Raw genomic sequence first — 14,651 nt, 5'->3', positions numbered from 1 at the left:
TTTTCATTTTAATTCGTTTGAAGGACAAATATCCATATCTCCGTAATCTAAATTTTCACCAGCCATTCCCCAAATAAATGAGTAATTTGAGGTTCCTGAACCAGAATGTATAGACCATTCTGGTGATAGAACAGCTTGATTATTTTTTATAAAAATGTGACGTGTATTATCTGTTTCTCCCATGAAATGTGCTACAGCTTGACTTTCTTCTAGATCGAAATAGAAATAAGTTTCCATTCTTCTATTATGAGTATGCGAAGGCATAGTATTCCAAACATTTCCAGGAAGCAGCTCTGTTAATCCCATTTGTAACTGACAAGTTTCTACTATACTATTCACTATAAGTTTGTTTAAAACCCTTTTGTTTGCTAATTTAGATTCACCTAATAGAATGACTTCGGCATCTTCTGTACCAATTTTTTTTGTAGGAAATCCATTGTGTGCAGGAGCAGAATTAATATAAAATAAAGGTTGATTATCATCAATATTTTCAAAAATGACATCCTTATTCCCTTTACCAACATATAAAGCTTCTTTTCTTTTTATTTCATAAGTAATTCCATCTACAGTAACCCTACCTGTGTCTCCTATATTAACAATGCCTAGTTCTCTACGATCCAAAAAATGCTTAGATTTCAAATAAGGAATAGTTTCTAATTTTAATGCTTTTGAAGTTGGCATAACTCCACCTACAATAAAACGATCATACATCGAATATGTGAGTTTAATTGTGTTTTTTTCAAAAAGATTATCAATTAAAAAATGTTCACGTAATTCATTCGTTGAATATTTTTGAGCATCAATAGGATGTGATGCATAACGGAAATTGTGATTCGTCATTTTATATGATTTTAATTTATGTAATCGATTACACAAATATATGATTTTATTTATTAAAACACATATTTATTAGAATAATGTAACACAGGTTCTTATTTAATAGTAAATAAAAATGATATTATCCCGCAAGAAACACGATATAGATTTAAATAAAATGACATATTAACGAAGTCTACTTAGAAAAAAGATTATCAAAGAACACTAGTAACAATATTCAATTGTGGATGCTATATATTTGCTAATACATATTTTGATTTTCTGTTAAATCTATCACATTAAGAATATAACAACATTAATTAATGCTTTGTTAAAACAATCTGTCTATACCCTTTTAATTCCCCTAATTCAAATTGAAACCTCTCATGATCACTTAATGAAAATTTAGATAATACATATACAAAATTTTTTGTTTTTCCTTTAGATACCATTTTAGGATACTCCATTTTATAAATCACTGGGAATTGAATCTTCTGATATGAGGCTTTTCGCTTTTTAGTGGTTGACACTTTATATATGTTTAAATAATCTAATTCAAAATCAATATCTGATTTATTTTTAAGTTCCATAACCACAAAGACAGCATCCTTATAATACCTGATTTGCTTTAGTTTTAATACAATCCCCTTCTTCCGTTTTGTTTTGTGTGATTCAAAATTAATACCTAAAAGATACCTACTAAATTTTTCATAGCTTTCCAATCGTTTATTGTTTAAGGTATCAACCTTAGTAACATTATTTATTAAGGGGAGATTAGCGACTTCATTTCCAATACTTTCTGATTTGGATACAAAATAATTCAGTTTTGCAATAGAATCTTTATACTTTATAATATAAGAGTATACCTGTCCATCTCCTGTAATTACTAGAAGATTACTATCATGACCTGGACGCGCTTGTAAAAGTCCAAAATACTGCTTCTTTTCGCGGTTATAGGAGAATACAATATGTTCAGATCCTGTAATTCCTTGACGAATAAAATCTGGAAAAAAGAGAGATACATTCATTTTGTCATTCGCATAAATTGTATCTAGGTTATTAGGCCGTTGTCCTCTAGTGAAAAATGACATCAAAACACAACACACTATAAAAATATACATTTTCTTTTTCATCTTTAAAAAGTTTAAGCATTAGTATTTTACTTTCAGGAACAGTTTATAGTTACTTAATACAGTAACTTTTACACGCCTATTGTTTCGTTGAAAAATGGTTTTAATACCGTCCACATGAGGTACTCCTGCGATATTAATATCCTGAACAATATCACCAATGACCTCTGTAGTCGCTTCCTCTGTAAAACTATTTTTAATATAAATCCCTTCATTCCCATCTACCCAATCATAGGCGCTTAATTTTACTGGAAAGTGATGTATTTTATTGATATTGATTAAGGTTCTATTAGACTTAAATGTTACAAATCCGTAGACAGCTGAATTTTTATCAAAGAAGATACCATTAATTTCACATGCTTCTAATAAACGCATTCTAATCCTATCATTAGTCTTTAAAATTTGCGTGCCATCTACAACCACCGCTATTAACTTCTCCTTATCTGTAAGAGATATTCCGCCAGGATTTGAAGCAAAAAACAGTTGATGCTGTAATCCCAAGGCCTTTGTGTCTAATTTCTTAGTGTCTTCTTCTATAACCTCTGAACGATTCTTAGAAATAGGCTCTATAGTTTCATCAATTAAAGTTTGTTTTGAGATAACCTCATTAGTGTAGTATATTTTGCTATTTTTATAAATACTATCCACCAATTCAAGTTTTCGTGTGTCTAAAAAATCACTATCATAAACTCCCAAAGAATCTAAATACCGTTCATCATAGATACTAGGCGCATTAGTCTGTTTTACTTCCTTTAAATCATTTAAAGCATCAAGTTTAGACTCATATTGTTTTTGATCATCTTCCAATTCAGGAATAGGAATTTGATTGATATCAATTACAGGCTCTTCATTACCATCACTAAGAATAAGTCCGTAAGCTCCGATAAACAACAATACACACAGTAAAAACCCACCAAATACAATTTTATTTTTTTCTAGTTTCATATCATTTAATATTTAATCTGAATCCAACTTTCTAAGTGTCTTTTCAAAAAAATCAGTAATGAGTAAGCCATGCGTATTATTAGGAAAATTACGGTCTACATGAATTATATGTCCTGTTGTTGTTAATTCATATCGATCTATTACTGCACCTCTATTAATCTCAAATACAGTAATTGTTTGAAAAGCGTATGGTGATTTTTGAATATGTATTGTAGAGTTTACACTAGACACTTTTTGAACTAAAGAATACTGTAATAGTCGATTGTACACACCATCTGCTTTTTTCTGTAAGTACAACGCATCTACAGTGCTATTTCCTAACCACAAAGCCTTTTCTAGCTGACGTTCATAATTATTAGCATCTAGGTTATAAAAGTACTTGTGAAACAATTCCAAATGTGCCATAGCTTCTACCTCTAGATTTTCATACTGAGAAATCATTTTTAATGGAATCACACTACCTTCTGTACTAATTGCAAATGCATGTTCTGTCATATATTTATGTTGTCTAACCACAAAAATGATTGCTACAACACTAACCATAGTTGTGGCGATGATTACTGAGAGAACCACAATTCTGTTTAACTTTAATACACTGTAAATATCTTTATAAGGAGTTTTCATAAGTCTAGGTTAACTAATTATATCAATTGGTAAATAATCTGATTGTAAAAGAGGTTGCTTTTCGATATAATTTAAATTTTAAAAGCACTATAAAACCGATGGATCCGAATTCAATTACAGGTGCAAAAAGATGACTCCCCCAGTCTATTCCAAATAAATTAGACCAAAAGTTTACATTAATTTCTGTATACAATTGATTGACAAACACATTGACCAAAAAAAATGCAGGGACTAACATATAAACTGCAGCATAAAGTTTAAAAAAATTATATCCTAAACTTCTAAACTTTTCAAACACAGCTAGGCTAATAACCAATGGAAAAAAAGCTTGCATAATTCCTAAAAGAAAATATCGTTCTGCTAAGAATAATGGATAGATAAACAAATCTAAAAGCCATAGAAACAAGGCTAAAATAAAAGACACAATTCGCAATCCAAAAAATGGATTCACTAAAGCTTCATACAATAAAGTCATTCCCTTTTTGGCGGCTTCCATTGCACCCACATCCGTTTCTATATCTATCCCCTGCATTTGTAGCGGAACGAGTGCTGGAGCCGTATCTCTATATTGCGCTTCTATCGCAACTAATATACTATCAAATACACCCAATACCTCTGTGGAAAAAATCACCAAAATGACTATGGTAAAATTCTTGGCGAGTTCCCCAGGGGTTAGCCCCCAAGTATACCCATCTGTATGCGCTACACCTTCATTATATTTTTTTAGAATGTTAATCAGAAAAAACAAAACGGCTAATACCTTCATACCAGTTATGGTATATGTTGCAAAATCAGTGTTTTTAATGGTATTAAAAACAGCATCAACAAACTCCAACCCTATGCCCAATAAAACACCTGTCATTTTAGTAATTTGTTTCTCTAGTATTGATACGATCTTGAAAATCTCTAAAGGCTATAATATCTTTATAACGTTTGGTTTTTAAAATTACTTCAACTACCATTTCTTTAGATTCCTCCTCTTTCTCCTTTAAAAAAATCGCCCGTTCAGCATCCGTCATCTTAAGAAGATTACTAGATAATATCTGGCTTACAAAATCAAGATCTTCCAAAGATTTATCAATGACAGCATCAAAAGATTCTGAAACTCGAATAACTTCTTCAGGTTTGATGTAAGGTGAATTTAAAATATCATGTAAATCGTTCTGAATCAAATCATATAGTTGTTGGTTATTTTTGTATAAAGCTTTAACGGCATTCAGCTGTTTAATCACTGTATTAACCTGTTCGATCCGTTCTTTTTGTTGTTTTAAAAAATTTACAGTTTGTAAAAGTTGGGAGGTCTGTTTGGCGGATTCTATAAGGGATTTTGCCAAACTAATAAAATTTGTATTATCGTAAACGGGCATCCCTTGCGCCTTCATACTCATCGGCCATATACTCATGATGAGTAAAAGCACTATTATCATTTTATTAGATTTCATAATATTATTTTTAATACGTTAAACTAGTATCTAAATCATTTTCACATAAGCCTTAATAGCTTCTTCCATTTGTCCTGTTTTTTTGTATAGAGACATAATCTGTTCATGATCTTTACCATCTGTGAGGTAGGCTGCAAAAACCTCTTTTGGAACTTCCAATCTGAATATATTACTAGCCTTACCGATTTTTATAAACATTTCTGTATATTTTATCGCGCCTGAAAGATTATTTCTAATAGACTTCAATTGATTCAAATCATGACTGGAAAGGTTTAATCGTTTTTGAAGGTCATCATATCCTTTTTCATTATGAAGGCTATAAATGATCTGAGTATTCTCGAGAATACTAGCCGACGTCTCATTATCAGGCAATTGATTTATTGATTGTAGTATGATTCCAATAGCACCATTTTGCTTTCTAATAGCCTGATAATAAAACTCTACACTCTCTAATACGTTTTTAAATTTAAGTTGCTTAGCAAATTCATCAAATAGAATAATACCACGTTCTGCCTTATTTCTCCAAATCGTCCTTTGTATAGCAGATTTAATAAGCTTCAGCATGACTGAAAGTATCTCCTTATTATCACGTACTTCATCCAATTCAAAAACAATGAGTCGCTTATCTTCTATCTGATACGTTTGATCTTCCGTTGTATTAAATAAAAAACTGTACAATCCATCATCTACATATTCAGACAATACGTGTAAAAAATCATACAGATTAAGGTAACGTTCTTGAATACCTAAATCATTTAACAATGAATCTTTATGATTATCGACAAATTGATATAAACTAGCCAATGAGTATACTTTATCTTCTGATTTTTGATAATAATATCTCAGGACTTTTTTAATTGCCACTTGTTCCGCTTTGGAAGCCTCTTGTCCTGTTGCCAATAACTCCAATAAAAATATAGCTAAATCTTCTAAGCGCTCTGGAGAAACATCATCTATGTTTTCGACATAGAAGGGATTAATCCCTAAATTTTTTCCCTGCTCATACCGTAAAATAATATGATCATCCGGATATAATTTAGCAAATTTGGAATACGACCCCCCAAGATCGATTATAACTAAACGAACTTTACTTTCAAAATACTGTCTTAAAACATTATTTGCTAAAAAAGATTTCCCTTCACCTGTTGGAGCAAAAATGGCAAAATTTCTTGCCTTAATTCGCTTTTTCTTTTCATCCCACATATCTTTAACTACAGGGATATTAAACTGCCTATCATTAAATATGATACCTGTGTCATCGGAGAGGTAATTGGTATTATTAATAAAAAGGCAAAGAGCGTGTTTTAAATCTGTGACATATAAATCTTCATTAGAAAAATTAGAACTGTGACAGAAAAAAGAATTTAAAAAATAATGTTTTCGTTCTTCCCCTCTAGGGTAATAAGGCCTGATATCTAACTCTTTACATTCTGCCTTAATTTTAGACGCGATACCCTTAAGTTTTTCGGTTTCTTGTGCCCAAATCACAACATTAAGGTGTCCTCTTATAATTCGAGAGGTGTCATCTTCATTAATCTGAGTAACCACGTCTTCTATTTTTTTAAGTATAACCTTATTCTGAGAACCAAAATTTGAGCTTTTTTTAAGTTCCTCTATTTTCTTTTCTAACAGTCTTCTCCATTGATGTTTATCATCTAAGTAAAGGATTTGATTAACCATATGATTTTCATTTAACTTTAATCCTAATCCATCTATAAATCCTTGATGAAACACAAAATCATCAGAAGTAAATTGATCATTAGTCTTACTACTTTGTACAAGCTCTCCAAAACATTTTTCATTGTTAACAGCCAACACATCAAACAGATAATCCCCAATCCCAAGACGAGATGTATTCAACTGTATATCCGTTAGAAACCCATCATTAAAACCATTAAAAAAAGTCTCTGTCAGTTGTTTAATTTCTTTACTCCGTAACGGTTGAAGTTTTATCTTGTGGTTGTTATTCACATAAGAAATGGCATCTCCTACAGCCGATATAAACAATTCTAATTGTCGGTCTACTGTTTTAAAAACACCTTGATCTAATGACTTAAATGGATTTACATATTTTGGAATATGCATAACTTTATTAAAAGGCAAAGTAAAAAACATATAAGAAGTATGTTTTAAATAGGCTCTTCCATTAAAATGATTCGACGTTGCTTGAGCTAGAAAGGTATCATTCGTTAAGTTTTGAGAATTGTACTTACTTTTATTATAAATATCCTGTTTATGAATAACAGTTCGGACCGGTAAAGACTTAAAAGCCTGAAACCAGATGCCGTGTATGGCTTCAAAATCTAATTCGGAAAGTGAATAAATTTCGGGAAGTTGACACTCATAACACAAAATAACATTACCATTGCTCGCAAAAACGATGTGATCTTGAATATCTAAAATCGGATTATACGCCATTAGGTTTAGACGTTTCATAAGTTATTTCATTTATATGTTTAATACTAATTTGATCAGGAAACACGCGATTAAGAGAGAAACTCATTTTTTTATTCAGCACTTGAATTAAAAAAATATACAGTCCAAGATTAAAAAACACTACACTCACTATTACACTAAGACTGAAGCAGAAGATAATCACAATTAAAGCTATGATGATGCTAGTCATTAAAAGAGCAAATAGCACTAAGGGCAATCCCATTATCATAGCTTGCATTCTTATATCTTTATAAACCTTGAACTGTTTCATGGGGTGGTTTTAACTATCACACTACTATTCCAATGAGATAAGTAAAAATACCAACCACGGCACCTGCTATTAAGACAAATACCAAAACCCGAGTTATCCCTTTTTTTAAATCAGAATTCTCACCGAAGAAATGCCCTGCATTAAAAAGAAATCCAATTAAAAAAATAACACCAAGAATAATCGGAAAAATAGATCTAATTGTATCTGAGACATCATTAACCGACTGTTCAATTCCTCCTATCTGAGCAAAACTACTTTTAGTAATAAGCAGACAGATCATTGTAAAAAACATTGCTTTTTTCATGTAAAAATTATTTTGATTCATACCATTATCGTTATGATAAAATTACAATATATTTACATTTAAATAATTGATTTACAGATATTTAAATAAATAATATATTTTAGATTCAATTGAATTCAAAAGAAAACAATCGAAATCAAATCGTATGAACATCAGAGCTCTAAAACATCAAAAACATGATTAAAACATTAAAATCCATTATCAAAAACGTCTGTTTTCTTCTGATTTTATTAAAAATCGGTTTACTAAGTGCACAACCTTACCCCTCAAAAAAAATTGTAGTTATAGATCCTGGCCATGGCGGTATTGATCCTGGAGCAATTGGACTACATAACTCTGAAAAGGATATTACTTTGCACATTGCCTTAGAGTTAATAAAATGGAATAGTATCTTATTAAAAAAGGAATTAGATATATATCTAACCAGATATTCAGATACATTAATAAGCCTTTCTGATCGTAGCTTAATTGCTAAAAAGCTTAAAGCTGAGATCTTTATATCTATTCATTGTAATGCATCATATAGAAATGCCAAAGGCATTGAAGTTTTTATCACTAAAAGAAAAGATGTCTATCATGCAGCGTCTTATCATTTAGCACAATCAATTTTGGAAGAATTCCAGTATAACTTAAACTTTATATCCAGAGGTCATAAAACAGCTAATTTCCAAGTTCTATCACAATCTATTGGCTATTACCCCGCTATTCTTATAGAAACAGGGTTTATAACACACAAAGATGAAGCTCTTTATTTTTCAAGAGCACACCACATTAAAGCACTAGCTTTAGCAATACTCATGGGACTCAAGACACATTTAAATATAACATTATGAATACAGCATATAATCAACTCATTAAAACTATAAAGACTATTATAAAATTAATATCTAAAGACATTTGGGCTTGGTTAATCAAACTTAAAGCCTAAACTTACCTGCGTTTGTCTTTCGTTGCGGTTTCAAAAGCAATTAAGTTAAATAGCTCTCTCATTCTAGATCGTACACGTTTGCCATAGCGTTCCTCAAGCTCTTGAGCATTAAGATTAGTTGTAATATGAGTTTTTACTTTATGATTTAAAAACAGCTCATAACGAGAGAGTATGACTTCTCCCATAACATTGCAATCTTTCCCATAATGTCTCCCTAAAGGCTCAATCCCTAGGTCATCGAAGCACACGTAATGGCTATTGCCGTGGTCTTCTATAGTTTTATACCCCAAATAATTAAAACCAAACACCACATTACGTGCAGGAATAATGCGATAGGGTCTTTGGTGGGGTACAATATATCTAAGTAATTTCATTAAACTGGTTTTTCCACAGCCAACAGGACCACTTAGTAAAATCCCCTTATTCAAATCAATATCAAGACGTTTGCAATTGGCTTCATCTTTAATGAAGTAGTTACAAAGTTTAAATAAAATATCTCGATCATTGTCATGAATTTTAAAAACAGTACCAAACTCTTGCTGTCCTTTGTCAGTTAGGTAATTTAGAATACTCTCAAAATTATAAGAAATCTTATTTCCCTTCAAATGACCTAAACAATACTCGCGATCACCTTCAATGATAATATGTGGTTGAATTTGTTTCATAAGGGTTCATTATAATTTTTATCCAAATCTATTTTTAAGTGGTCCGGATTTGGGACTCTGCCATGACGTTTATCTAACTCTGAAAAATTTTTAAAATTTAAATTCTCAGGTTTAGTATCGTTTTTATTGTTTTTTAATGTTTGTATATGTTTTATTTTAGATACCACTTCTTGTCCACTTCTTGTCCCATTTTTGGTACCGATTAGGTCTACTTCTTGTCCACTACTTGTCCCAAATTGAAACATCATGACTTGACTCCCTTTAAACTTGTTTTTAGACGGATTATATACCAAATATTGCCAATGCGATAATGCTTTAATCGATCTGTGATAAGTAGATTTAGAACCAATTTTAGACAATTCCATAACTTCCTGACGATTAATATAAAACGTTTTTGGGAAATGATACATATTCCATAGTTGAAATAGAGCTATATACAAGCTAATATGTGTTGGATTTAAACGACTATCTTTCGAGAACAATGTAAAAACGACGTTCAGATGTTTGATGTAATTCATATTTTTCATAACTAGAGTTGAGTTTAATACGTATTATGAATTTTGTTAGCTTCTATCACTTGAATAATATCCTGATAATCGTAATATAATACTCCACCAACTTTTGAATATGGTAAAGTACCATTGACTCGAAGGTTTTGTAATGTCCCGTGTGAAATGCCTAACAATTCTCGAACTTCTGGTGATTTTAACCATTTTTTGGATTTGTACTCACCGTCTCTGGCAAGTAGCACTTTTAATTCTTCAAGTAATTCTATTTTAAAATCTCGAAGATCATCTGTGGTAATAATTCTCACTCCCATATCTTTGTTTTTAAATAAACAAAGCCGTCTTAATCACCTCATAAATAATTATAGAACGGCTTTGCTTGGATTTGACTTTCGTTTGACAAAGCTGGAGGATTTTGAATAGTATTTTTCGGTAGTTGTTCAGAGTTCCGTAAAATTTTAACATTATAAATATTAAACCATTTTAGTTCTATTTAAGCCAACATTTATAGCTACTTATAATTAAAACTAGTCTTAATTATATAAAAACAGTAGAAAAAGTAAAATCCGTAAGGTATTCGGAGTTACCTAAAGATAGAAAAACATAAAACGATATCATTTAAAGACCATCATCTCTATCCATTCTGTTATTAAAGCGATAAATAAGCTCTTCTAAAAATCGGGCTCTAGCCCCTTTTCTAGCCTTAATTTCCGAATACGTTTTATAAATATTATCAAGTGGTAATTCAAACAACTGTTCAAAAATTTGCGCAATGGTTTTAATATCTTCCTTACCATAATTAATTACTTGACTTTCTTGTAATGCATATATAAGTTCTATCAAGGCTATTTTTGAGGAGGTCCATTGTAATGGCGTATTTAATTTTGAATTCGGATGGTTTATTTGATCCTGCAATACTATCCCTTTCATAAGGTGTTGAATATAGTGTATAAATTGATTCAACCCTTTAATACGAGCCCAAAGCATATCATGAGATGTAAAAAACTTAGGGTCTAAATAAGCTGATTCAGGTAAAGTATATAAAGGAAAAACCTGATGAGATCTGGTAAAATATTGTTTATCAAGATAATTTAAATCCTGCTCCATATATTGAACAAAATCACAATTTCTAAGGAAAAACTTATTAATGCGGCTCATTCTTTTTTTTAAAAAACTCATTTTATTTTGCACTCCTAATTTTGGCATTAAAAGTTGACAAGAACGAACTTCAGAAAAATAAACCAAGACACTTAAAGGCACAACTTTAAGTCGTTTAAAAAAATAAATTTCTTCCTCTATCGTATTAAATCCTTGCTCTTCTACAAGTGTTTTGAGATGATATAATGCATTATTACAAAGCAATATACCTTCATTTGTGTTTTTTAGGGATATTCCCATATTTTTACTAAGTTCTTCTTGTTTTATTTTGAACTCTTCAACCACGTGATCATAATTTCTATCCATTAATTCAATTGTTTGAAATACCCTAAGAAAAACGGTATACGCTCTATTTTTCCATAAAAGTGATATTAGATTTTATTGCCCATAAGTTCCAATAGTTCCATAGAAAAATTATTTTTTGTTTGCAAATAAGCTACTTTTTCAGAAACTGTAGCTCCTAATTTTTTCTTTTCAAAAGCTGCAGTCATACCAAAATCGATATGTCTGACCCCAAGTTTTCCTGCACGTTTAATCGTTTGATACAAAAGTTGTCTATACACATTATGACTTTTCACATAAGTATAATCCATACCAATAAAAGCAGGCACATAAGTATTTCCAGAATTTCTATAACAAAACATGACACCAACGATGTGTGTTATTTTATCATTTGTGTACTCTTTTTTTAAAGATACAATCAAAAATTCCCAATTGGGGTTTGAAGACATTTTTGTCAATAATGTAATGGGATAAGAAAAAGTATTTAATCCCAAATTATGATGTTTAACTTGTTGAAAAAGTTCATAACAAATATCCTTTTCATCGGAATTTAAATGGTCTAAAACACAAACCTCGTAAAAGGATTCAAAAGGTAAGATATCAGTTCTAAAATGACGTCTAGACCGTGATGATAATTGTTTTAGATAATGATCAGCGTCTTTCCATTTGAAGTTAGGAATACAAGCAGATTCGGGCATAGAAACCTTAAAAAATCCGTGATTATGAAAAAATTCGTTTATGACTTCATCTGTTATAAAATCACGAAGCACAATCATTGTAGGGTTTAAAGCTTTATCCAATCTATCAATTTCTTGTAACATAAGATGCATCGCATTCATCCACAGGGGGTGAGATTTATCCAAATACAAATGATTCCCTTCTGTAAACAAAGAGCCCATACTAAGGACATATGAAGTCATATATAAAGGATCTTCTAGGCGTTTAGATTCTATGTGTTTAGATACGGATTCGGGAGCTAACATATCATCCTTCCAAAGTGCATATGTAAAATAAGTTGCTAAAACAGGTTTGCCCATTTGATCTTTTATCATGATATAAAAAAATTGCCAATTAGATATATCCACTTTATTTACTGTAAAGGTCTGTTCTAAAAATTTCAATCCCTGATAATCAAACACGCCTTGACTTCCAAAGAGAGAATCCCAAATTAAGGGATCAATATCTATTATTGATGTAGCACATTGTACTTGAAGTCCTTCTACTGCATTTAATTTAGGTTCAACATCCTTAGTTTGATTTAGATTAAATACACTAAAAACTTTACTAGAGGTCGTAAATGTCGCTTCTAATGCTCTTGGAAAATGATACACCATTGCATCTACGAGTGCTTTAATCTCGTCAGGTTGATTATGACGTGAAATCGTAATACGTACGCCTGTATTTTTAATAGGAACAGCTGGAAAAAGTCCCAGATTCACAAAAAACCCTTCTTTAATGAGTCGATTCACAAAATTATAGCCCGTAATTGGCATCCCTGTACCAATATAGAATACTGGGGAATTATTTCTTTTAACAAGAGGTAAATTGGTATCCTTAAGTAAATCATTAAATAATATAATGCGTTGTCTCAATTCAAGTTGCAACGCATAAATTTCATCAGATAAATGGATATCTGCTGACGCCATAGCCGCAGCAACAGAAGCAGGTTCCAACTGTGCAGAAAAGGTTAGAGGTCCTCCAAAGGTTTTAATTTTACTGTGCATCTTTTTATTTGAACATGCTAGAACCGCCCCACTCGCACCAAAAGTTTTACTTAGAGTTCCAAACACCAACACATGTTCAGGCAAGCTGTCTAATTCTTGCATCACATAACCTGAACCATGTTTCCCCGTCCAACTCATACCGTGTACATCATCAAAATAGAGATGTAATTGAGGATATTTATTAGATAGTTTAAGTAATTCTTTAACAGGAGCCGCATCACCAAACATGGAATATAGTCCATCAGCCATATACCATATCTTTTGATGTTTTGAGGATAATTTTTTCAACTGATCTTCTAACATATCTAAATGATTATGGCGTATCATTTCGATAGTAACATGCCGTGTTTTTAAAACTTTTACAGCATTATGTACACTCCAATGTACCTGATGATCTAAAACAACGGCATCCCTATCAGATACAACACTGGGAATCACACCAATATGACCTAAAGTACTGTTCTTTGTAATTATCACTGGATTACCATAAATTTGAGACATCTTTTCTTCTAAGCTTTGATAAAGTGGATGAGATACGTACGTTTTAGATAACGGAAACTGTGTCCCATAACGTAAAATAGCCTCAACTGCAGCACGTTTTAATCGCTCATCCTGCTCAAGTCCTAAATAACCAGTAGTTCCAAAATGGAATAATGACTTACCATCAACTCCAATAGTTCTACCAGATAAGGATGCACTATCTGCATATAAATGTATAACGCCATGTTTTGTTGCATCCGAAAATACTTCATCTACGATATCTAAAAAATTATTTGCTCTAATTTTAGCCATATCCTCAAAAATTACTTGATTTCACATTTCTTTTCTAATGATAATTACACACACCATTAATTATAACGTAAACTAATCAAAATCAAACAACAACCATCAAACCATATAGATTACAGCTCATATAATCCCTTACAGACCAAAAAAAATCCCTTACAGGTATGTTTTTTATTTTTCTTAAATTATTTCATTTAGATTTTCAAAAAAATACTGTACTTTAAAACTTTTTTTCATTTAAAAGTACCAGTTAAATGCAGATAGATAATGATTTTGCCTCTATTTGGATAAAAGAAGGAATATTATATTCTATATATAAAGACGGTGTTGACATACAGTTAAAAGCAGCTAAATTAATTGTTAATGATCGGCTAAAGCTTCAACATGGCCTAATCTTTCCTATTCTATGTGATATTCGTGGGGTAAGAAATTTTGATATATCAGCTAAACGTTATTTCTCTACAGATGGTTTAGCTCTAATTAAAGCCCTTGCTTTAGTTTCTAATAATCCCGTTTCACAAATCTATTCCGAAATTTATTTAAAAGGAAACCTTCCCTCCCTTCCCATTAAAATTTTTAATAATGAAACTGAAGCTTTACAATTTTTAAGTGAATTTGTTGAATAAACCTTAAA

At 31.2% G+C, this 14,651-nt stretch carries 15 protein-coding genes; 2 read left to right on the top strand and 13 right to left on the bottom strand.

Features of this window, described 5'->3' with window-relative positions; translation table 11 throughout:
* Positions 1-3: 3 nt before the first annotated feature.
* The 8 genes from kduI to Q1B05_RS10800 all read right to left on the bottom strand — a co-directional run bounded on the left by kduI (position 4) and on the right by Q1B05_RS10800 (position 7,968).
* The gene (gene kduI, locus Q1B05_RS10835; RefSeq protein ID WP_299780553.1) at positions 4-840 is read right to left on the bottom strand and encodes a 5-dehydro-4-deoxy-D-glucuronate isomerase; all 837 of its coding nucleotides are present in this window, start codon (positions 838-840) and stop codon (positions 4-6) included.
* 296 nt (positions 841-1,136) lie between these two features.
* The gene (locus Q1B05_RS10830; protein ID WP_299780551.1) at positions 1,137-1,949 is read right to left on the bottom strand and encodes a DUF4138 domain-containing protein; all 813 of its coding nucleotides are present in this window, start codon (positions 1,947-1,949) and stop codon (positions 1,137-1,139) included.
* 18 nt (positions 1,950-1,967) lie between these two features.
* Positions 1,968-2,840: a conjugative transposon protein TraM gene (traM, locus tag Q1B05_RS10825; protein ID WP_299780549.1), complete on the bottom strand. Its 873-nt coding sequence runs from the start codon at positions 2,838-2,840 to the stop codon at positions 1,968-1,970.
* A 63-nt stretch (positions 2,841-2,903) separates the two neighbouring features.
* Positions 2,904-3,515, bottom strand: coding sequence for a conjugal transfer protein TraK (locus tag Q1B05_RS10820; protein ID WP_299780547.1), 612 nt, complete (start codon positions 3,513-3,515; stop codon positions 2,904-2,906).
* Between the two features lie 22 nt (positions 3,516-3,537).
* Positions 3,538-4,377 (bottom strand): hypothetical protein, encoded by an 840-nt coding sequence (locus Q1B05_RS10815; protein ID WP_299780545.1) that lies wholly within the window; start codon positions 4,375-4,377, stop codon positions 3,538-3,540.
* Between the two features lies 1 nt (position 4,378).
* Positions 4,379-4,942, bottom strand: coding sequence for a conjugal transfer protein (locus tag Q1B05_RS10810; RefSeq protein WP_299780827.1), 564 nt, complete (start codon positions 4,940-4,942; stop codon positions 4,379-4,381).
* A gap of 45 nt (positions 4,943-4,987) precedes the next feature.
* Complete coding sequence (locus Q1B05_RS10805) at positions 4,988-7,393, bottom strand: TraG family conjugative transposon ATPase (protein ID WP_299780543.1); 2,406 nt, start codon at positions 7,391-7,393, stop codon at positions 4,988-4,990.
* A 287-nt stretch (positions 7,394-7,680) separates the two neighbouring features.
* The gene (locus tag Q1B05_RS10800) at positions 7,681-7,968 is read right to left on the bottom strand and encodes a hypothetical protein (protein WP_299780541.1); all 288 of its coding nucleotides are present in this window, start codon (positions 7,966-7,968) and stop codon (positions 7,681-7,683) included.
* Between the two features lie 176 nt (positions 7,969-8,144).
* On the opposite strand from Q1B05_RS10800, the gene Q1B05_RS10795 reads away from it, so the two are divergent.
* The gene (locus tag Q1B05_RS10795) at positions 8,145-8,801 is read left to right on the top strand and encodes an N-acetylmuramoyl-L-alanine amidase (RefSeq protein WP_299780539.1); all 657 of its coding nucleotides are present in this window, start codon (positions 8,145-8,147) and stop codon (positions 8,799-8,801) included.
* A 97-nt stretch (positions 8,802-8,898) separates the two neighbouring features.
* On the opposite strand, the gene Q1B05_RS10790 is transcribed toward Q1B05_RS10795, so the two are convergent.
* From Q1B05_RS10790 to Q1B05_RS10770, 5 genes are all read right to left on the bottom strand, one after another.
* Positions 8,899-9,561, bottom strand: coding sequence for an ATPase (locus tag Q1B05_RS10790; protein ID WP_299780537.1), 663 nt, complete (start codon positions 9,559-9,561; stop codon positions 8,899-8,901).
* Positions 9,558-10,079 (bottom strand): hypothetical protein, encoded by a 522-nt coding sequence (locus Q1B05_RS10785; protein WP_366944364.1) that lies wholly within the window; start codon positions 10,077-10,079, stop codon positions 9,558-9,560. The genes Q1B05_RS10790 and Q1B05_RS10785 overlap by 4 nt, the downstream gene beginning before the upstream one ends.
* 23 nt (positions 10,080-10,102) lie before the next feature.
* Positions 10,103-10,381, bottom strand: coding sequence for a helix-turn-helix domain-containing protein (locus Q1B05_RS10780; protein ID WP_299780533.1), 279 nt, complete (start codon positions 10,379-10,381; stop codon positions 10,103-10,105).
* 304 nt (positions 10,382-10,685) lie between these two features.
* The gene (locus tag Q1B05_RS10775) at positions 10,686-11,531 is read right to left on the bottom strand and encodes an RteC domain-containing protein (RefSeq protein WP_299780531.1); all 846 of its coding nucleotides are present in this window, start codon (positions 11,529-11,531) and stop codon (positions 10,686-10,688) included.
* A 65-nt stretch (positions 11,532-11,596) separates the two neighbouring features.
* Positions 11,597-14,023, bottom strand: coding sequence for an aminotransferase class I/II-fold pyridoxal phosphate-dependent enzyme (locus tag Q1B05_RS10770; RefSeq protein ID WP_299780529.1), 2,427 nt, complete (start codon positions 14,021-14,023; stop codon positions 11,597-11,599).
* Between the two features lie 248 nt (positions 14,024-14,271).
* Between Q1B05_RS10770 and Q1B05_RS10765 the strand changes: the two genes are divergently transcribed.
* A complete protein-coding gene (locus Q1B05_RS10765) occupies positions 14,272-14,643 on the top strand; it encodes a hypothetical protein (protein WP_299780527.1) in 372 nt (123 codons plus the stop codon).
* The last annotated feature ends 8 nt before the right edge of the window (positions 14,644-14,651 follow it).

It is taken from the genome of uncultured Formosa sp., assembly GCF_947500765.1.
Taxonomy (GTDB): Bacteria; Bacteroidota; Bacteroidia; order Flavobacteriales; family Flavobacteriaceae; genus Formosa.
The sequence above is the reverse complement of the archived record's forward strand: the minus strand, read 5'-3'. Positions and strand labels throughout refer to the sequence as shown.